13 protein-coding genes are annotated in these 20,687 nt (G+C 44.3%); 1 reads left to right on the top strand and 12 read right to left on the bottom strand.

Annotated elements, in window-relative coordinates; all coding sequences use genetic code 11:
- Positions 1 to 6 precede the first annotated feature (6 nt).
- The 12 genes from BQ7997_RS12635 to BQ7997_RS12580 form a co-directional block, all read right to left on the bottom strand.
- Positions 7 to 3,051, bottom strand: coding sequence for a SusC/RagA family TonB-linked outer membrane protein (locus BQ7997_RS12635; protein ID WP_159436762.1), 3,045 nt, complete (start codon positions 3,049 to 3,051; stop codon positions 7 to 9).
- A 480-nt stretch (positions 3,052 to 3,531) separates the two neighbouring features.
- Positions 3,532 to 5,163 carry a beta-N-acetylhexosaminidase gene (locus BQ7997_RS12630; RefSeq protein WP_073346772.1) on the bottom strand — a complete coding sequence of 544 codons (1,632 nt, stop codon included), beginning with the start codon at positions 5,161 to 5,163 and terminating at the stop codon, positions 3,532 to 3,534.
- 5 nt (positions 5,164 to 5,168) lie between these two features.
- Positions 5,169 to 6,722, bottom strand: coding sequence for a family 20 glycosylhydrolase (locus BQ7997_RS12625; protein WP_083589228.1), 1,554 nt, complete (start codon positions 6,720 to 6,722; stop codon positions 5,169 to 5,171).
- 10 nt (positions 6,723 to 6,732) lie between these two features.
- Positions 6,733 to 7,542, bottom strand: coding sequence for a glucosamine-6-phosphate deaminase (locus BQ7997_RS12620; protein WP_235817287.1), 810 nt, complete (start codon positions 7,540 to 7,542; stop codon positions 6,733 to 6,735).
- A complete protein-coding gene (gene nagA / locus BQ7997_RS12615; RefSeq protein WP_073346771.1) occupies positions 7,526 to 8,710 on the bottom strand; it encodes an N-acetylglucosamine-6-phosphate deacetylase in 1,185 nt (394 codons plus the stop codon). The genes BQ7997_RS12620 and nagA overlap by 17 nt, the downstream gene beginning before the upstream one ends.
- Entirely contained in the window at positions 8,686 to 10,020 is a 1,335-nt protein-coding gene (locus BQ7997_RS12610) for a sugar MFS transporter (protein ID WP_073346770.1), read from the bottom strand. Before BQ7997_RS12610 ends, nagA begins: the two co-directional genes overlap by 25 nt.
- A gap of 6 nt (positions 10,021 to 10,026) precedes the next feature.
- Positions 10,027 to 11,148: an acyltransferase family protein gene (locus tag BQ7997_RS12605; RefSeq protein WP_073346769.1), complete on the bottom strand. Its 1,122-nt coding sequence runs from the start codon at positions 11,146 to 11,148 to the stop codon at positions 10,027 to 10,029.
- Positions 11,149 to 11,169: 21 nt separating this feature from the next.
- Positions 11,170 to 12,504 (bottom strand): glycoside hydrolase family 18 protein, encoded by a 1,335-nt coding sequence (locus tag BQ7997_RS25505; RefSeq protein ID WP_159436761.1) that lies wholly within the window; start codon positions 12,502 to 12,504, stop codon positions 11,170 to 11,172.
- 64 nt (positions 12,505 to 12,568) lie between these two features.
- Positions 12,569 to 14,152 (bottom strand): SusD/RagB family nutrient-binding outer membrane lipoprotein, encoded by a 1,584-nt coding sequence (locus BQ7997_RS12595; RefSeq protein ID WP_073347397.1) that lies wholly within the window; start codon positions 14,150 to 14,152, stop codon positions 12,569 to 12,571.
- A gap of 16 nt (positions 14,153 to 14,168) precedes the next feature.
- Positions 14,169 to 17,309, bottom strand: coding sequence for a SusC/RagA family TonB-linked outer membrane protein (locus tag BQ7997_RS12590; protein WP_083589227.1), 3,141 nt, complete (start codon positions 17,307 to 17,309; stop codon positions 14,169 to 14,171).
- A 90-nt stretch (positions 17,310 to 17,399) separates the two neighbouring features.
- Entirely contained in the window at positions 17,400 to 18,473 is a 1,074-nt protein-coding gene (locus BQ7997_RS12585) for a family 16 glycosylhydrolase (protein ID WP_083589226.1), read from the bottom strand.
- 285 nt (positions 18,474 to 18,758) lie between these two features.
- Entirely contained in the window at positions 18,759 to 19,931 is a 1,173-nt protein-coding gene (locus tag BQ7997_RS12580) for an AraC family transcriptional regulator (RefSeq protein ID WP_073346767.1), read from the bottom strand.
- Between the two features lie 232 nt (positions 19,932 to 20,163).
- Between BQ7997_RS12580 and BQ7997_RS12575 the strand changes: the two genes are divergently transcribed.
- Positions 20,164 to 20,670 carry an HU family DNA-binding protein gene (locus BQ7997_RS12575; protein WP_073346766.1) on the top strand — a complete coding sequence of 169 codons (507 nt, stop codon included), beginning with the start codon at positions 20,164 to 20,166 and terminating at the stop codon, positions 20,668 to 20,670.
- Positions 20,671 to 20,687 lie beyond the last annotated feature (17 nt).

Here is a 20,687-nt window from a genome sequence, read left to right as displayed (position 1 = left end):
TGTTGTTTAGAATGTCACATTTACGCCTAGTCCATATTCTCTCTTTCTCGGATAACGATTCTGATCGATACCTAAAGTCAAAGGATCGCTTGTTCCCAATGAGAATTCAGGGTCATAACCTTTATAATTGGTAAAGGTCAAGAGATTGTTGCCATATACATAAACGGTAGCTGCTTTCATCCATACCGTATTTATCCATTTCTTAGGTAGTGAATAGCTTAGCTTTACATTGCGTAGCTTGATGTAAGAGGCGTCTTCAATGTAGAAACTGGATGGCGGAAGTCTGTTGTGTTCTTTGTTGATCGGAGCCGGATATTTGGCTATGTCACCCGGTCCTGTCCACATATTGGCAATGGCATCCGGCGAAGGTGTTGCACCGTCATAGGAGAACTTGTTACGTTTAGCTTCCGCATAGTTGTAAATATCACCACCTAAGGAGTAGTAAAATGATATGTATAAAGAGATACCTTTGTATGAGAAATTAGTGCTGAATCCGCCATATACGTCGGGTTGTGCGCAACCGATTATTGTCTTGTCGGATACATCAATAATTCCGTCTCCGTTTATGTCTACATAATCCACGTCACCACCTTTTAACGGGTTACCATCCGAACTTTTCTTTTGTAGAATTTCTCCTGTATACTCTGTGCCGTTGATGAGATATTTTCCGGTAAAGGTTCCGTTGGTAAATTCCGGTGTCAGTTGGTTCCAGTCTTTGGTATAAGCATTGGATTCATTATAAGGATAGATTCCTAAATATTTGTATCCATAGAACTCTCCCAGCTTGGAGTTGGGTTGTACATAAATGGCATCATCCATTCCCTTATAGAAAGGGACTCCGTCTGCAATCTGTTTGATTCTGCTGGTATTGTGAGCAATATTGAAGTTCAATGACCAACTGAAGTCTTTCAGGCGAAGTACGTCATAGTCAAGTGAAAATTCAAAACCTTCATTCGACATTGAACCTACATTCTTACGGATGGTAGTGAATCCGGTTTCTTTGGGAACTTCTACCTGACACAGTAATTTGTCTGTGTTCTTTTTATAGTAATCTGCTACAATTCGAACTTTACTGTTGAATAACTGTAGATCTAAACCTATGTTGTATTGAGTAGTTTCTTCCCAACTTAAACCATTATATGCCAAGTTGCTTGCTGCAATTCCGGAGACACCTTCATAAATGTAGTTCGGGCTATATAGCTGCCATGAATCGTAATCGCCGATTTCCTGATTTCCAGTGATACCCCAACTGGCTCTCAGTTTTCCGTCACTTAAGAATCGCTTGCTCCATCTCATGAAACGTTCGTCGGAGAAACGCCATCCGATAGAAGCGGAAGGAAATACACCCCAGCGTTTGGATGAACCGAAACGTGAAGAACCGTCGGCACGGATATTGGCATTAAGCAGGTAACGGCTTTTATAATTGTATGCGGCGCGTCCGAAGAATGATGTCATAGAGTGGCGGTACATACGTGTATATGTCTTTTGTGTATCAAATAACGAAGCGGCATTCAATGTGTAAATCATATCAGTGGTATAGTCCAATCCCACTATATTCATGTTTTCTCTGGCCCATCCCTGTATACTGTTACCTACCATTACATTGATATTATGGAACTTGAAATTGTCGACATAGCTGAAATAGTTTTCGTTTGCCCAGTCGTAATTTAGTTCGGATAGATCTCTGCCGGTAGTACGTTCGGTTACCGCCAATTGCGGAGAGGGGCGATATGACTGATTCCGGTCAAGAATAAAGTTTCCCTGTACATTCGTATTGAACTTGAATTTACTATTAAAGTTAACTTCCAGATATTCAAATATGGATGCCTTATAGTTCTGATTCTTTTGAACATCATCCATCATTACTGCATAAGGATTGCGCCTGCTGCTGATATTGGGTACATAACTGCCATCCGGGTTGAATATAGCCCAATAGGAAGGGCGCTCAAGTAACTGATTCAGCACGCCATCTTCGGAAATACCTTTTTTGTTGACTATGCTAAGGTGTAGCTTGCTGCCCAAAGTAATGTACTTGTTGGGTTTATATTCACCATTAATGCGAGTAGTAATACGTGTATAACTACTATTCTGGATGATACCTTTGTCAGAAAGTAAACCGGCACTTACATAATATTTGAATTTATCAGAGGCTCCGCTTGCGCTTAAATCGAGTTGATCCCTGGATGCAGTACGGAAAATTAAATCCTGTAAGTCAATATCTTGGTTATTGAAGAAAGCCAATGAGTCTTTGATATTATATCCATTTACTCCATTAGTAAGTTTCTGACGAACTTTGTCATAGTATCTGCGTTCTGCTCCATTAGCTTTTGGCATCTTACGAGTCAGGGTACTAAAACTTTTCAGATAACGTATGTCCAATCTGGGACGACTTTTTTCACCTTGTTTGGTTGATATTAAAATAACGCCATTGGCGGAGCGTGAACCATAAATGGCTGCTGAAGCAGCATCTTTAAGAACCTCGATAGACTCGATATCCGCAGGGTTAATATCGTCAATGCTCTCAAAAGGAACTCCATCAACAACAAACAAAGGTTTTACTCCACCTTCGAAAGTGGAAGTTCCACGAATCCGAATATCAGAGCCCTCGCCCGGTGCTCCGGAACCGGAAGTGATTTCAATACCTGCCATTTGTCCCTGTAGTACATCAGTGATTGAAATGGCATTTCTTTCCTCGATAGATTTCGAAGTGATGGAAGCGATGGAACCGGTGATATCCCTCTTTTTCATGGCTCCATATCCGACAACTACAATTTCATTTAATTCTTTCACAGATTCTTTCAGGACTACATTCAGAACCCTTTTGCCTTTCACCGCAATTTCCTGTTTTGCAAAACCTGTGTACGAGTATATGAGAGTACAGTTCTGATTTGGAACAGCAATTGCGTATTTACCATCCAGGTTGCTGACAACACCTGTTGAGCTACCTTTTATGAGGACACTGACTCCAGGTAGGGGATTGTTTTGGGTGTCGGTTACTACTCCAATTACTTTTAGCTCTTTATCTTGAGAAAAAGAGAGCGATGTATTCATGGCGCATAAGAGAATGAATGAAAATCTAAGTAGATTTTCCAATCGGTGGGATTTTAATCCGACTATTCTCTTAATGAATAGCAAGAATAAAAGTGAATGTTCTTTTTTCATATAGGTATTGTATTTAAAATTAATTTCTGTGTCTTATATTATATAAATTAGTAGTATGATAATCATAATGGAAATCAGTATAAAATATAAGATACCGATATAATCAAATTTAGAATTGGGTGTTTTCATATCATTTTTGTTTTTGCAAATGAAGTCAAAAAGTTGAATATCGCTTTTAAATATGATTCAAAAGGCTTGCAATTTTGTTCAAATATGATTTTATCCCTTTTTTGAATGGATAACAAAAGAAGAATGTCTCCCAATACTGAAGTCTTTTTCGGTAACTTCTGTATTGGAAGACATTCTTCTAAAAAATTATAGGTCTTTACGTGCTTATTTTACATGAATTAGTGGTTTCTGTCGGAAAGATTACGGAAGCACATGTTTGGCATAATTGAACCCATCTCTTTGATATAACTTTACTAACCATGGAAGCCGTTGCAGGAAACTTTCATAATCTTTTGATTGTGGCTGTGTCCATAATGCTTCGCTAAGAGCCGCCATGCGTGGTAATACCATATACTCTACCTGTTGGGTAGTCGGTATATATTCCGACCATAAGTTAGCCTGTGCTCCGAGAATATGTTTTTGCTGTTCGGGTGTTAGTTCGGCGGGCACAGGATTCAAGTTATATACATTTTCTATCGGCACAAATCCACCGATAGCAAGAGGTTCTTGCTTTGTATCTTTAGCTTGATAATAATCGAAGTAACAGTGAACTTTAGGAACCATGATCACATCGTGTCCCATTTGGGCAGCCTTGATACCACTCTGAATACCTCGCCAAGACATGACGGTGGCATTAGGGGCAACATCACCTTTTAGAATCTCTTCCCATCCGATGATTTGTCGTCCTTTACCATTTAGAAACTTTTCGATATGTGTCATGCAGAATGTCTGCAAACGATCTTCGGCAGTATGGTCTTTATCTGCTTTCAAACCTTCGTTTTTGATACGTGCCTGACATTTGGTACATTCTTTCCATCGGGTACGCGGTGCCTCATCACCACCGATATGAATATATTTCGACGGGAAGATTTCTATGATTTCCGCTAATACATCCTCTAAGAATGGCAAAGTTTTATCATTACCAATGCATAGCACATCATCAAAAATTCCCCAGTCGGGGCATACTTCATACGGCCCGCCTGTACATCCTAATTCAGGATACGCAGCCAGTGCAGCCAGCATATGCCCCGGCAAATCAATTTCAGGAATAACAGTGATAAAACGTTCTTGGGCGTATTTTACAATTTCTTTGGCTTGCTCTTGTGTATAGAAACCGCCGTAAGGCGTATTATCGTACTTTCCGCTCCCAGCTTTCCCTATCACGGTTTTGCTGCGTATAGAACCGATTTCGGTTAACTCCGGATACTTTTTGATTTCGATTCTCCATCCCTGATCTTCCGTCAAATGCCAATGGAAAGTATTCATATTATGTAGGGCTAACAAATCAATGTATCTTTTTACGAATTCCACAGGATAAAAATGGCGGCATACATCCAGATGCATCCCCCGGTAACTGAAACGTGGTTCATCTTTAATTTCTTCGGCAGGCAATGATATTTCAGCCTTTTGTACAGTAGCAGGAATGGCTTTCCGTAAGGTTTGGATACCATAGAATACTCCGTTGGCAGTTTGTCCGCTGATACGGATACCTTTTGAGGTAGTAGTCAGGATATATCCTTCCTTATTTTTTATTGTAGGGTCTAATGCCAATATTATTGTATTATTGGCTTTTCTTTCTTTCGTATAGGTACGGATGGCGAGTGCTTTGCCTGTCGCTTGCCCGATATATTCGGACAAGAATTCAGCATTACGTTTCAATAGTTCATCACCTTTTGGGTAAACAATAGTTGTATTCTCTTTCAGGTGAAAAGAATCTTGCCCGGCAGAATTAACCATTTGCGGGGCAGGTATAACAGAATAAGACACAGTCTGTCCATTAGAGTTGTATATTGAAAATATACCTGCCAGTATAAGTAAAAATAGTTTTTTCATACCGTTTAGATTTTAGTCTGCCTATGTAAAGCATGATATAATTCTTTCATCTTTTCCGTTCTCAGGGAATTAATCTCTTCTGACTGTCCGGGTTTTAAATACCCTTTGTTGATATGTACAAAACGTTTATCCAGTTTGTCAGCTTCGGATATTATTTTATTCAGTCTTTGAGCAAGCCCTGCCGCTTGAGCAATATCATAACTGTCTGAATTATAAATGAACTCAATCTCTTTATAGCTAAGATAATTAATACGCAGATCCAACATTAACCGATAATGCTCAAATTCATTGGAATGTTGCCGTGGCGAGAGCTTGTTGAATTTGTTTCTGAATTCTTTGTTACTTGAGATAACCTGCCCGATAGCCGTACCTTTGGTATCCTTTCCATTGCGAACCAACTCTTGGGGAAGGGAGAAATAGTCAAAGAAGATTTGTGATTCTTCGTTGGAAAGCCCATACCGTTGTTGCGCGTATGCTAAGATAAAGTCCCGGGAGTTTAATGCTTCTTGGGAGTTAGCTGCTTGGCAATAAGCGTCTATTAATATCTGGAATCCGGACATCGGGTAAACCTGGCGGACAGGCTGCATACTGATAACTTCCCAACCATTATCGTAATGAAAGCCATACGTACCGCTAGTAGACCAGGATGTTTCTATGATACCTTCATACCCATGCGAGCGGGCAAAAGGTAGAAACGTAGTCAGGTTATCAAAGTGTTTCATCCATTGAGTTAAATACACATTGTCCGGTGCGGAACGTAAAGCCGTTGCTCCCCACATCTTTACACCCAGTTTCAATAGATTTTCGAGCTTACCGAAACGATCCGGTTCCCAACCATAGTTCCAGTCTACGAAGATAAGGTCTTTGGGCAATTCCTGTACGGCTTCAGGATGCATCAGAATAATATCCGCCCAAATGATAGGTTGTTTCCCCATCTCTTTGACCACCTCATACATCGCCTTTATATAATCAACAAAGAGACGTGATTTATCGGTTTTGGAACATTGCGCGCAACTTCCTAGCAGGTAAGTTTCATCAGCTCCTATATGAAAGTAAGGAGAAGGGTGCAACTCCGCCACTTCCCGGAATATTTCCCGGAATACTTTTTTCGCCTCTTCTTTTTTCAGCGGACATACCTGTGATACTTCTTTTCTGTCTTCCCGTAAATGGGCATACCGGTCATGTCGCAAGATGTATTCACTATGCCCGAAACAATTCTGCAAGGGTATTACATCTATTCCCAACGAAGCGCAATGCTTGATAATATCTTTGACTTCATCGCGGCTGAAAGCCAAATGATTGCATAAAGTAGCATGTTTCTGAAAAGGAAAAGTTGCCTCATATTCTATCAGTAGGGTATTAATTCCTTTCGTGGATAAATCGGAAGCGAAATCTTTAATAGCCTGAACCGTCATTACTTGCGTACGGCAATCCAGATAGAAAGCTCTGACTTTAAAGTCAGAAGAGTGCTGCGCACTTTTTGCAGGAGCGCACGAACACAAGAAAATACCTAGCAGAAACAGGCTTTTGTATATAAAACAATGTAGATTGTTATTCATGGTTACTATTTTAAATGGGTAAAAGTGATGCGCTGTCCAAATCGCAATAAAGTGTGGCATGCGGATGCGTACGGAGTATGGATGCCGGACACTCTGTACTGATAGGGCCATACAATGTATTCTTCACAGCCTTTGCTTTCGGTTTTCCCGGAACCATGCAGAAAATATAGCTAGCTTTTAGCATGACGGGAATAGTGACGGTGACAGCCTGTCGGGGAACTTCATCAATATGGGAGAAACAACCGTCATGTACTTGTTGCATACGGCAAACTTCATCCAATGATACGATTTTAACTGACTGCGGATCATCGAAACGGGCTACATGCGGATCATTGAAGGCGATATGCCCATTTTCCCCGATTCCCATAAAGATAATGTCGAGAGGGTGTTCCTGAAGGATTCGCTCATAAGTATTACAGATTTCTTCGGGGGTTGCTCCTTCCCTGAACAAGTAGTTTACCGATTGAAAAGGAACGGAATCGAAGATATGCTCTTTGAGAAAATTTCCGAAACGTTGTGGGGCGTCAGGTTTTAGCCCGACATATTCATCCATGTGTAAAGCATGGATACGATGCCATGGAAGGTCTTGCTTTTGCAGGACAGCAAGAAACTCGTTTTGTGAGGGAGCTGCTGCAAATAGGATATTAATTTCTTTCTTATGGGTTAATAATTGGTTAATGACTTGCGTTGCAGTTTGGGCGGCATCCATGCCCAGAGTGTAACGGCTGTCGCATATGCGGATGCGTAAATTGTCTTTTTTTAATTCTTTTATTTCTGTTGTTTCAATAATCTCCATAGTTACTCTAATATTGTTGTCCATTAATAAATACTTGTTGAATTTGAATGTCTGCATTGAACACCACAATGTCAGCATCATATCCCTTGGCTATTTTACCCTTTTGTTCCTGGATTCCCATAATGGTGGCGGGAGTCAGGGACATCATGCATACAGCTTCCTCGATGGAGCGTTCTCCCAATTGATGCATATTTCGTACCAAGCGGTCGGCTGTTGCCACGCTTCCCGCAAAAGACTGCCTGTCGGGCATTTTGGCTACTCCGCCTTCGATGATGACCTCTTGTCCTTTCTCCCGGCTTCCCAGTATACTTTTTCCTTCGGGCATACCTGCGCCACGCATAGAATCGGTTACTAAGGCTATCTTCTCCGCTCCCTTATTTTTAACAGCCAGTTTCATAAGAGGCGCCGGAACATGTATTCCGTCTGCAATCAGTTCAATGGTCACTTCGTCCAGTAGATAACCGGCTTCGATACATCCTGCGTAGCGATACGCATTCCGCCGGGTAATTCCGTTCATGCAGGAATAGAAATGGGTGATATGCGTAAAGCCATGACGAACAGCTTCTACCACGTCTTCATATACGGCATCGGTATGGGCAATGGAAGGAAGAATTCCCTTTCCTCGCAGCAGATCGCCGAATTCTAAAGCACCGGGAAGTTCGGGAGCAATACTCCACCGAACAATATCCTGACTTCTGTCCAATATCTCCATATATTCTTCGGGGGCAGGATTGCGCAAATAACGAGGGTCTTGCGCTCCCCGGAATGCATAGGCAAAGTAGGGGCCTTCCAGATGCAAACCACCGAATGCAGCACCGGCATTTTGTCCTTTTACGCGGTCATATACATCAAGGAAACGAAGCAGTTCCTGGTTGTCCGAAGCCAGAGTCGTGGGGTAGAGCAGGGTTGTTCCGTGCTTGAGATGCTCACGGGCAATGGTAAGGCAGTCCTCTTCCGTGCAATCCATGAAATCGGAGCCGCCTGCGCCGTGAGTATGCAGATCTATAAAACCGGGAGCGATAAAACCGCCTTTGGCATCATAATCCACACTGTCTGCCACTTTATAATTTCCGGATTCCACGCCTATGATTTTTCCTTCGGAAATAAGTACGGTACCTATTCCGAGATTCTTTTCCGGAGTGATGATTTCTCCGTTGAATATTCTGGTTATTTGTCCTTTTTTAATTTCCATAGTTCTGACCAGTGATTAATTTTATATCCATAGAAAGCGTAAAAAATCAAGTAAAGAAAGCAAGGTATCAGTACAATATATCCGCTACGCAGTCCGTGATGGTCTGCTATCAATCCATAGATGACAGGCATAAACGCATTTCCGCACAAAGCCATCACCATAAATGAAGAACCTAGGTTTGTCCAGCGTCCCAGGTCATGTATGGCAAGCGGCCATATCCCGGCATAAATCAATGCGTTACAGACTCCCATCAGGCTCAGACACCAGATAGAAAGTGAAGTCGTATGGCCGGACATCTGTATCGTGCCGGGGATGAATAGTACGCAAACTGACAGAATCAATCCGCCTATGGTAGAAATCCGAAGCATGAGTTGCTGACTGGCAAAACGCGGAATCAACAGGATACCCAGAAAATAACCGACAAGAGCGCACGATAATGTAATACTGGGGAAGATCTTGGCTTCCTGAAGATTGAACCCCATACTCTCCGCATAACTGATGATAGTATCAATGGAGATCACTTGTGCCGCCACGTGAAAGAAGATGGCAAATACCCCCATGATAAGATAAGGATATGAGCCGATAGATTTGCGGTCTTTGCTGGCATGGGCGATATCTTCCTGTTGATTATTCCCCAGTTCCGGCAATCGGATGAAGTAGATGGCGCAACCAAATAAAAACAGGAACAATGCAAGTACGGAATAAGGAACAATGACTCTGCGGATTAAACCATCCAGTAGAATATCTTTCTCTACGCCCGTAACACTGTTGTTTTTAAGTACTTCAAATAATTCATTGTCTGTCGATTTCAGGATGACAGCCGCGAATAATAAAGGTGCGAGAATACCGGCAATCTTATTACAAAGTCCCATAATACTGATACGCCGTGCCGCGGATTCTATCGGGCCGAGTATGGTTACATAAGGATTGGCTACCGTTTGCAGTATGGACAGCCCGGTTCCTATGGTGAACAGCCCGGTCAGGAATATAGAATAGGCTCTTGTATAGGCGGCAGGAACAAACATGAGCGTTCCTGCTGACATCAGCCATAATCCGATCATAATACCCCGTCTTGAGCCTACCCGCCCAATCAGGCGGGCGGCAGGGATGGACATGACCAGATAGGCGATGTAGAATGCCAGGGCTACCAGGTAGGATTGTGTATGTGTCAATTCGCAGGATACCTTGAAATAAGGTATCAGGATGGAATTGACCCATGACACCAATCCGAAGATGAAAAACAGCATCCCCAGCATAATCATCGGGATCAGGTTGGACGGTTGTCTTGATTGAACGTTATCCATAGACATCTCTTTTTACAGTTTTATATAAATGCGTTTACGATAGAGGACATATCCGCATCCCCAAATGATAATGATGAAAATCAAGGCGTAAATGAATGAACCCAGATAATCGCCCAGTAAAGGTTGCAGTGCCTGATTATAGAGCAAACCACGTATGCTGATAACCCGGTCGTCCCAAGGTATGAACGACAGGCTGAACAGTACACTGGCAATCCAGCCGACACAGTACATGAACAGGGGATTCACGCCGAAGGCTTCGAAGAAACGGCTCCATCCTTTTCGTTGGCGGACATCTATGACATCTATCAGCAGGGCGAGAAGTAGAGAGGCCGCTCCGCAAGTCACCAGTGTATAAGAACTTGTCCACAACTTTTTGTTGATAGGGTCGAGGTATTGCAACAGGAAACCCGCAAAGAGCAGAATTGTGCCGAACAACGCAATCTTGCGGACACGTTCCCTGTTTTCACCTGTATTGGTAATCAGACTGCCGACATACGCGCCCAACAGTACATGTGCCCAACAAGGTATGGTACTAAGCAATCCTTCCGGTTCGAAAGCGAAGCTGCCGCCATCGGCAGCTTCCTTAATCAAGTGACCGGCTCCTAATAACTTGACGTCAATCATGGCAATCAAGTTGTCGGCAGAATGTATATACCCATTGAAACCTTGTAATAAGCCGACATATATCAGCAAGATACCGCCAGCCACACCCAGATAGTATTTTTTCGGAACGATGATGGCAAGAAACGCACCTCCCGCATAGGCAAGGGCAAGCCGTTGCATCACTCCGAGAATACGCAGGGTTTCCAGTGAAAACGTTCCGTAGCAGAGTTTGGAAAAACAGTCCAAAGCGATTCCCACGACAAAGAGTGCCACGGTGCGACGGATGATTTTCATGCTGACGGCAGCGTCCAACTTCTCAAACTTACGTAATGAGAAGTGGATAGCTACGCCCATGATGAACATAAAGAAAGGGAAAACCAAGTCTGTGGGGGTTAGCCCGTTCCACTGTGCGTGCTTTAGCGGGGCATAAACAGACTGCCAGGAACCGGGATTGTTAACCAAAATCATTCCGGCAATGGTAATTCCTCTGATTACGTCAAGTGCAAGTAATCTATTTGATTGAGTCGACATATATCCTGAATATTTGGATGGTTATTTTATAAAGGTCTTATAAATGACATTCAGCAAACTTGTCGCATCGTCTTCCGAATCGTCCGAAAGGTCATTCAGCAGAATTCCGCCGAAGCCGTTGTCCACCACATAGTCGGATTTCTGTTGCACGAGCGGGTGACCGTTGTAGAAGACAATTTTGCCGTCTTTTTCGATTTCATCTTTTTCGGTAGGACTGTCCGCAGCATATTCCGTTAAAATAACCTTGTATGTTTTGCGTACGGCACCGGTCGGGACGGTAGTACTCTGGAACTGGATTCCATAGGCCGGTAAGCCTAAAATAATCTTACCCTTGTCAATTCCGTTGATGGTACTCCATTGAGTTGCTGCAGCTGTGAAATGCTCGAAGCTTGCGTGCTGTGCCACTGCGGATGAAGCCCAGGCTCCGGTAAAGTTATATATCGCCACATTGATATAATCCACATACTCGAACATTGAGAAATCACCATTGTAGGCATTTTGGCTTCCCCACATGCCTTCACTGTCCCCTTTTACACCGGCTGTTAATAACTTGTCGCCCAGGCCGGCTTTCAGTTGTTGGTAAAGTGCTTTGAGGTGGCTTGCGTAGGTCGCATTCTCTGCCTTGTCTGAACCGCCTGCACCGCTGCCTGTCCATCCTTCAAAGAAAACATTGATTCCGTCCAGGCCACAATCTTCCACTACTTGCAAAGCTCTTTCACCGAGTGACTGGCGGAACTCATCCGTCATGGTTTTCATTACGCTGGCGAGATCCATGGATAGTAAGATTTTCACTCCTTTAGCTTGTCCTTGACTGATGAAATCGGGATTTGCCTGAAGGGTAGTTGCCGCCTGGATAGTTCCGTCAGTCGTAACACCACCTACAACACACAAATGAGACATCTGTTCCCATGCGATTTCGCGGCTGGCGATAGCGCCGTTCGACAAATAGCAGAATATCTTCTTCTTTAATTCGGATGGTTCGGGTTCTTCGGGTGGTGTCACCGGTTCTTTTACCGTCAGGGCGAAGTTCCTGTAATTTAATAATCCGTTTCGTCTGACTTCGATACGCAGCCTGAAAGAACCTGCTTCGGGGAAAGTATAAACCAGTGAGGCGCTTGTCCCTATCTCTTCACCGTCCAGAAACCACTTTACGGTGGTCTTGTCATCTGCCGGAGATACCAGTACTTTGAATTCCGTCACTTCGCCTGCTATGGCGGATGTTGTTTCCAGCATATCCGTATAGATATAAGGTATTTCGTCGTCACCGAATACCGGATTGTTGGCAGAATCATCCTTGCAACTTCCCAACATTATACCGATGAGGCATAATAGTAAAAAAAGGTAATTTGTTTTCATATAGTATCTTATTTTATTTATTCCTGGTTTGATATTCTTGTAAGTCTTCAGTCTCATTTTTTTATTATTTGTCCCACCACATACGTTTTGTCCAGTCGTCCGTACCGCCCATGCGTTCGAGGGCTGCTTCCAGATTAGCCTTGTTCTTGGTCTGTTCTTCTATCGGATACATCATGCGGGCAGGACGTTTTCCGTTAGACTCGTTCTCTGTGGGAGCGAGGTTTTTGAACATGACATATTTGCTTGGCATTTCTGTACGGCGGATGTTCGACCATGCCTCAATCGGGTCGAGGATGTAGAGTATCCATAACTGCTTGTTTATTTCCTCTAACGCTGCGGTAGTGCCGGCGTCGAGCAATGCAGACTGTTTCTCCACAAAAGTATTGATTTGCGCGTCTGTTGGCAGGGTGGCTCCGAACAGTTCCCATTGTTTGATGGCTGCTTTCAATCCCTTTTTATAATGCTCCTTGGCACTTTCTGAAGATACATTCCATTGGCGGACAGCCGCTTCGGCAAGATAAAACTCAGTTTCCGCATAGCTCAGGTGAATGTATGGAGAACCCGGATTAGTCAGCAGCTTGGAAGGCTGCATCTTCTGATAATTATGAGTGACGCTTACTTCTTTTCCATCAACAGTGAGGGTTAATGCCGCCGACCATGCATTGTAAATGAAGTCCTGTGCGGGAACTCCCTGGTAAGCCCCTAATTTTTCATATACCTGCGAGGTAATGTCTACGCGGTCGCCGTCAGTATATGCACCACCGATATATGTAGTGCGCGGGTCGTTGACGGAAGTCAGGGCATCCAGAAGTTCGGTAGTCATGCGGTAGTTGCTGTGTTGCGGGTCTTCCAGCAATTGGTTGGCAAATCCGTTGCCGGGCCCTTCTTCCAGTCTGCTGGCTTCATGTTCTACATAGCAGATATCCTGACTGGAATTCATTACTCCTGCTTCGTAGGCAGCTCTGGCTTCCTGTTGTGCAAGCGTCGGGTTTACTTTCAGAAGCCGCATGGAGATACGCAACCACAGGGAATTGGCAAAACGTCTCCACTTCTCTATGTCACCATTGAAATAAAGGTCATTTTGAGGTGCCATGGCCGCAGCGTTCAGTTCTGCGGAAGCTTCGCGCAGTTCTTTCAGGAAATCCATATAAATATCTTCCTGTTTGTCATACTTCGGTTTAACGATATTTTCCTGATAAACTTTGCCTGCTTCAAAGTAAGGGATATCACCGTAATAATCGGTCAACTTCAGGAAAGCTTCCACTTTCAGGATACGGCCGATAGCATTCAGGTTTGCTTCTTCCGGGTTGTCGGCGGTCTGGTCTATCAGGGCGACAGCAGTTTTGATAATTTCCGGATAGTAGATTGTCCAAAGACGTTCCATATAGTCGACACGTTTCTTGCACTTGCCACCATATTCCTGCATACTCCAACCGCCAATCCAGTGGTTGACAAACGCTCCCGGAAAAATCATATAGCGAAGGGTGCTCTGCAGATATTGTGAATGGGTCAATTGTATGGTAGGTATCAGCAAATGGGGGGAGATGCTGGTTGCCTTGGTCGGATTTTCATTCAACTCTGTGAGGTCGGCACAACTGCACAGGCAGAAGAAGCTGACAAGTAGGAAATTCCATTTTATTCTTTTCATATCGGTGTGCGTTATATTAGAATTTAACATTAATGCCGAATCCGAAGGTGCGGCGTGACGGTAACGAACCATACTCGAATCCCTGACCATTACCATTGTTATAGGAAGATTCCGGATCTATATTGTCGACATTGGAATAGATTAACAACAGGTTACGCCCGTAAGCGGAGAGGGTTATTGACTCGATAGGAGTGTGTACGAACCATTTCTTGGGACAGGTGTAAGAAAGCGATATTTCGCGCAGTTTGACGAATGAATTATCGTAGATGAACGGTTCGGGCGAAGTCGTTTGCAGTGCCTGCCAGTATTTCGCGGGATCTACACATACATTATTGGGCACATAGACCATCTCGCCGTCGTCATTCTTCACAGCCATCACTCCTTTGCCTACATAACCGCCGGTAGCTATCCAGTTTCCTGCCGGAACACCTGCCGATTGCCGTTGCTGCTCGGAACGATACCATTCCTGACGCCCTTCCAATGTCTCTTTCGACGTACCATTGATGTGAGACTGCATGGCACTCATCGAATAGATATCCGCACCGAATTTCATATCGAACAATACGCTCATCGAGAGATTCTTGTAAGTGAATGCATTGCGGAAACCCAGCGTGAAGTCATAGTTGCCGTTTCCCAAGACAGAAACCTTGTCGTCGAAAGTGGGCAGGCCGTTTTCAAAGATAACGTCTCCTTTCTCCGTACGTTTCAGCTTTTTACCTACTATGACACCATAAGGCTGCCCTTCGCTGGCATAGATGGAAGCATTTGCCCAACGGGCGGAAGCCAGTTCGAAGTCTTTTACCTCATCATGCAGTTTTACCACTTCATTATAGTTTTTCGCGAAGTTGACGCTGGCGTCCCATGTGAAATTCTTGGTTCTTACGGGGACGAACGAGAGGGAAGCTTCGATACCTTTGTTCGCTATCTCACCGGCATTGATGACGGCACGTTTGTATCCGGTGGCTTGTGACAGCGGAAGAGACAGAATCTGGTCTTTGGTTGTCTGTTGATAGTAAGTCAAGTCCAGTCCCAGGCGGCTGTCAAAGAAACGCACGTCCAGTCCGACTTCGAATGAATAGGTGGAGGTCGGCTTCAGGTTGGCATTGGGTACGGAACCGGATGCGATATAGCCCAAAGAAGTACCTTTGTTGGTATATGCTTTCAGGCCATATTCCAATTGCAACTGATAGGGACTGGTATCACCACCTACTTTCGCCCATGAGCCGCGCAGCTTTCCGAATGTCAGCCAGTCCTTGTGCTCGAAGAGGTTGGAGAATATCAAGCTTCCTGATACGGAAGGATAGAAATAAGAACGATTGCTGGCACTTAGCGTGGAAGACACGTCATTGCGGAAGGTAGCGTCTATATAGATCAGTTCCTTGTATCCCAGACTGACCTGCCCGAATAAAGAACGTACTGCCTTGCGTACCAATGCGTGTTCCGTCTCTATGCTGCCATAGTTCGTAATATCCTGCAGGTCGGGTATCACTTGCGACTGCCCCGTCTGTATCATCGACTCATATTCGTAACGCATCACGTTGCCACCGGCAAAAGCTGAAACGTCAAAATCATTGAAACGTTTCTGGAAACGAAGCATCATCTCAAAGTTGTACTGCATCACGTTGTTGGTCATCTCTTTCATCAAACCGTCCACGAAACCGGGAGTGTACATGGGGGTGAAGTCCGTAAACCGGAATGTATAAGAATCCAGTCCTGCCTTGAAACTGGCTTGCAGACAGTCCATAAAGGAATAATAGACACGTCCTTGTCCCATCAGGCGGTCGCGCTTCGACTTGTTGCTCATTTCATTGATAACCCAGTAAGGGTTGATGCGGTATTTGTCCCCGTTCCAGTCGTTATAGCGTCCGGCTTCGTCCTTGTAGTTGGCTGCCAGCCATTTCTGGTCGAAGTTCGGGGCGATACCGATCAGGGCGTTACCTATATTGCTCGGACTGTCGGACAGTGCCGGACGGTTCTTTACTGTTTCGTAACTGTAAGTACCCTGTGCCTCTACGGTCAGGCGTTTCGTCATCTTGGCACTTCCTTTGAAAGAAATGCTTGTACGGTTCAAGTCCGATTCGGGAACGATGTCCCAGTTGCGCATATCCGATATGGAGACACGGAAAGAAGTATTGTCGTTGGTCTTGTTGAAAGCTACGGCATTGGTCGTCGTGATGCCGGTACGGAAAAAACTCAATATGTTATTGTTCACATTCCCGTAGTTGCGCAGTTCCCCGTTGTAGATGTTGGCTTCCAGACTCGGATCCAGTTTGCCACCCCAGGATACTTGCGACGTGTTCGAGGCTGTCTCTGTGGACATCGGCGGGCGGCCGTCGCGTCCTTGTCCGTAGACACGCTGGTAATCGTCGAAGTTGCTTAACAGTTTTACGATACTGAGATTGGATGAAAATTCCACTCCGATTCCTTTCTTCTTGCCGGCGGACTTGGTCGTGATGAGCACGACACCATTGGAAGCTCTTGAGCCATAGAGTGCGGATGCCGAAGGGCCTTTCAGGATAGAGATGTTCTCAATGTCATCCGGGTTGAGCGAGGAAAGCACGTCGCCATAGTCGTATCCGCCCCATTTTCCGGCTCCTTCCAGTTCGGTGTTGTCTACCGGCATGCCGTCGATGACATACAACGGTTGGTTGGATCCGCTCAATTGGGAATTACCGCGTATGATGACGCGTGTGGAACCCGAAGGGCCTGCCGTGGTGGAAGAAATATCAACACCTGCCACTTTTCCGGAGATGGCGGACATTACATTCTGTTCGTTACCGGCAGTCAGCGTTTCGTTGTTAACCGAAGATACGGCATATCCCAAAGCTTTCGCTTCCCGTTTGATGCCGAGTGCCGTCACCACCACTTCGTCTATTTTTACGGTATTCTCTTCCAATACTATCGTCAGTGTGGACTTTCCCTCTACTTTGATTTCCGCGGATTTCATACCTATATAGCTGACGTGGAGCGTGGCGTTGCGTGAGGAAGCCTTAATGCTGAAATTACCGTTTATATCCGAGATAACTCCGATATTGTTGGTCTTGTCCTGAATGGTGGCGCCGATAATGGGTTCTTTGTCTGCTCCGATCACTTTGCCGGACACCACGAAATGGCTTTGGGCAAATATGGTCAGGCTGAAGCAGCATATATATACCATTAGAAAAAAACTCCTTAGGAAAATTCTTCTTTCGGACGAATGGAATGAATGAATCGAGTTTTTCACTTTTGTATCTTTTAGGGTTAGTAATTAGTTCTTTTTGAAAATACGTACATAGTCGATTTCCATTTCCAGAGGAAATTTATCCAGGTCTATGCCATACCGGCTTCCCCAGGTTCCGCCGACGGAGACATTCATAATCAGATACAACTCACTGTTGAAAGGCCAGAAGCGGGGATTGTCTTTTTGCGACGGAGTGAAACTCAGGTACACATTTGACGGGTCGTCTACATAAAATTCCACTTTCTCGTCTGTCCAGTTCATGCCATAGATATGGAAACTGGTTTCCACATCGTTCACCATGATAGTGCCGGACGAAACGTTTGTTTCTTCTTTCGGGTCGGCAAGTGTGGCAGTAGTGTGGGCAGTGCCGTGAATCTTGTTCTTTTCATAGGCTACATATTCCATCATATCTAGTTCGGAATAGTAGGGATATGCGTTTTTGCCATAGAACCAGATAGCGGGAACAGTCCCTTTCACTCCGGGCACTTTGGCGCGTACTTCCACACGTCCCCGGTTGATTTCTATCTTTCCTTTCGTAATGATACGTGCAGAGGTGAAATCGCCTTTCTCCTCTCCGGTTTTCCCGTCCAACTTCAAGGCTCTTATCACTAATTTCCCGTCTCTGATAAAGGAGTTTTCCGAACTGCTTGTATAGTTCTGCTTTTCGCTGTTACCCCATCCTTCAGTACCTATATCATAGTTCCAGGCCATTTTGTCGAGAGTGTGGGATGTGAACTCGTCATTCCACCAGAGATGTTCGCCTTGCTGATAGTAGTAAGAATCGTTCTCTACCGTAATACTTTTGGTAATCGAACCTTTCTGTGAGTTCCATTCACTTGTCAGGGTGACTTCATATGTTCCTTTCTGTTCGAAATAGCATACCACGCTTCGACCTGTCAATCGTAAGTTCTTGCTGGGAATAGACCATTCGAATGAGGCGTCTTTTGCGTCCCCGTCCGTGATGGCTGTCAGGGTGACAAAGTTGGAATTGTTTTCCATCTGTATGGTCTGGAAAGATAGAGGTAGCGTATTTCCCGCGTCAGAGTCATTGCACGCAAGGCATAGAAACAGCATGCATACATAAATTATACCTTTATTCATAATCTGCACATTTAATTTAGTGATTCATAATATTATTTTAATTGGTGAAAATGAAAATATAGTTTTTCAGACGTCTTCTATATCTGCAAAAGTATGGGTATTTTTAATCTATTTACGCACAATTTGCGCAATTGAATCTTCATTTTGCGCAAGATTATGAGTTGATAGTGTTAAAACAATAAATAAAGTACGGGATGACGGTTCAGGTGAATCTCAAGAAACAGTGTAACGGCTTCTTCGGAAGGTGCAATCTAATGAAAGCGGGAGTTCGCTTCTTATTCTTTTCTATTCTGTCGCTGAACTTCCCACATTGTGTATTATCAAATTTCGTTTTTGGCGATATTCGATAGGCGAACAACCTTTGTATTTCTTGAATATACGCGAGGTGTTATTATAATCTTTGAAACCTGCTTCTATGGCTAAATCGCTCAGCGGGCGATCTGTCGTGAGCAGCAAGTCGGCAAGATGGTTGCACCGGCAAGTCAGGATGTACTGATAGATAGAAGTATTCAGCGCATTCTTGAATTTCATTTCGAAGTTCCTGCGGGACAACGGAATGTTTGCAAGCAAAGATTCTATTGTCAGGTCGGAATTATAATGGGTGTCGATGTATTTCACGGCTGCCAGGATATAAGGATCTTTGATATTGTGTTTCTCCGTAGATTGCCGCAATTCGATGCGGATAGGGTTGATGACAATATTGAAAGTGCCTTCGTGTTCCTTTTTTATTTGTTGATGAATAAGTCTGCCGATAGAATATCCGCCTCTTTCTACTTCGAGTTCTATGGACGAAATAGGAGGGTCGGAGATATTACACATCAGTTCATCATTGTCCACACCCAGTAAAGCGACTTCTTCGGGAATACGGATATTGGCCATTTTGCAAGTTTCTGAAATGAACAGGGCATGTGCGTCGTCGCAGCAGAATAGGGCGGCAGGCTTGGGGAGTTGCTGTAACCATTGGCTCACTTCCATTCTTATTTCGTCTTCCTGTTTATCAGATTCGAAACTGAAAAACTCACCGCCAATGCGTTTTACTTCCTGGCGATAGCCTTGGCAGCGTTCATCTGACCAGACTACTCCTTTTACACCGAAATAGGCGAAGTTGCGAAACATTCTTTTGGCAAAGAATTGCGCTGCCATCCTTCCCGTTCCTTTATAATCGCCTGTCAAGTTAGAGTAAGTGACGCTCCGGTGATGATAGTTTTGTAGTACGACCGGTATATTCAGTTCTTTCTGTAAGTCAATGGTATCGTTATTCCATTGCCCGATGATGGCATCGGCTTGCCATTCTTTCGCCCATTTCAAAATTCCTTGTTCCCCGTACATGGCACTATAATAGGAAGGAAGCCGGTAGAAAAGCCAGGGGCCGTTTTCTTTCGAGTATTGGACAAGTCCCCGTAGCAGCTTCCTGTCGAACTCGCTGGAATAGTCTATCAGTAGAAGAATCTTAATCATAGTCTAATGTTTTTCTTTAGTATCATGAAAGGATGCACAAATATAGAAGAATTCCTTTGTTTTCCTACAATAAAGAATTAATTTTGTTGCAGCCAGCATTTGTATGACACCCGGGTCTCATGAGCACTGACACCCGGGTGTTGGTATGTCTGAGACCCGGGTCTCAATGGTGTTGACACCCGGGTGTCAGGTAGAACGAAAGTATAAACAAAAAAAAGAAGGAGTATAGACGATGGCAGTGCCTTATGTAGTGAGAAAAAAAGCCGATTTAACATCGGGAGAAAGAAAAGAGTTATGGTATGGTGTACCTAAAAGAGTGATTGAACCGATTCGGAATAGGGAATTTGCCGAGTATATGGAAAAAAGAAGCGGATTCCATCGGGGACAGATTGACGGCATCTTGACGGAAATGGTCGATGCTATCCGTAGCCTGTTGGCTATCGGACAACCGGTTACTATCGAAGGGCTCGGAACGTTTCATACGGCATTGACCAGTCCGGGATTTGAACGCCCCGAACAGGTAACTCCGGGTAAGGTATCCGTTTCACGTGTCTACTTCGTAGCTTGTCCTGAATTCAGCCGGCAAGTGAAAAAGATGAAATGCACACGTATTCCTTTTAATCTGTATATGCCGGAAAGTATGCTGACCAAAGAAATGAAGAAGGCGGACAGGGAGCAGGAGCGTGAAGAATATGACCGTATGGTGGCACCGAAAATCGATGAAGAAGTTCAGGAATAAGATAAATTAATACCCTC

The sequence above is a fragment of the Bacteroides congonensis genome (genome assembly GCF_900130125.1).
Taxonomy (GTDB): Bacteria; Bacteroidota; Bacteroidia; order Bacteroidales; family Bacteroidaceae; genus Bacteroides; species Bacteroides congonensis.
Note: the sequence above shows the minus strand (reverse complement) of the source record. Positions and strands in the feature narration are given on the sequence as shown.

Excerpts from the sequence above, each read along its gene's own strand:
- BQ7997_RS12635 (WP_159436762.1), bottom strand. The coding sequence starts at position 3,051 with ATGAATACATCGCTCTCTTTTTCTCAAGATAAAGAGCTAAAAGTAATT.
- BQ7997_RS12630 (WP_073346772.1), bottom strand. The coding sequence starts at position 5,163 with ATGAAAAAACTATTTTTACTTATACTGGCAGGTATATTTTCAATATAC.
- BQ7997_RS12625 (WP_083589228.1), bottom strand. The coding sequence starts at position 6,722 with ATGAATAACAATCTACATTGTTTTATATACAAAAGCCTGTTTCTGCTA.
- BQ7997_RS12620 (WP_235817287.1), bottom strand. The coding sequence starts at position 7,542 with ATGGACAACAATATTAGAGTAACTATGGAGATTATTGAAACAACAGAA.
- nagA (WP_073346771.1), bottom strand. The coding sequence starts at position 8,710 with ATGGAAATTAAAAAAGGACAAATAACCAGAATATTCAACGGAGAAATC.
- BQ7997_RS12610 (WP_073346770.1), bottom strand. The coding sequence starts at position 10,020 with ATGTCTATGGATAACGTTCAATCAAGACAACCGTCCAACCTGATCCCG.
- BQ7997_RS12605 (WP_073346769.1), bottom strand. The coding sequence starts at position 11,148 with ATGTCGACTCAATCAAATAGATTACTTGCACTTGACGTAATCAGAGGA.
- BQ7997_RS25505 (WP_159436761.1), bottom strand. The coding sequence starts at position 12,504 with ATGAAAACAAATTACCTTTTTTTACTATTATGCCTCATCGGTATAATG.
- BQ7997_RS12595 (WP_073347397.1), bottom strand. The coding sequence starts at position 14,152 with ATGAAAAGAATAAAATGGAATTTCCTACTTGTCAGCTTCTTCTGCCTG.
- BQ7997_RS12590 (WP_083589227.1), bottom strand. The coding sequence starts at position 17,309 with ATGGTATATATATGCTGCTTCAGCCTGACCATATTTGCCCAAAGCCAT.
- BQ7997_RS12585 (WP_083589226.1), bottom strand. The coding sequence starts at position 18,473 with ATGAATAAAGGTATAATTTATGTATGCATGCTGTTTCTATGCCTTGCG.
- BQ7997_RS12580 (WP_073346767.1), bottom strand. The coding sequence starts at position 19,931 with ATGATTAAGATTCTTCTACTGATAGACTATTCCAGCGAGTTCGACAGG.
- BQ7997_RS12575 (WP_073346766.1), top strand. The coding sequence starts at position 20,164 with ATGGCAGTGCCTTATGTAGTGAGAAAAAAAGCCGATTTAACATCGGGA.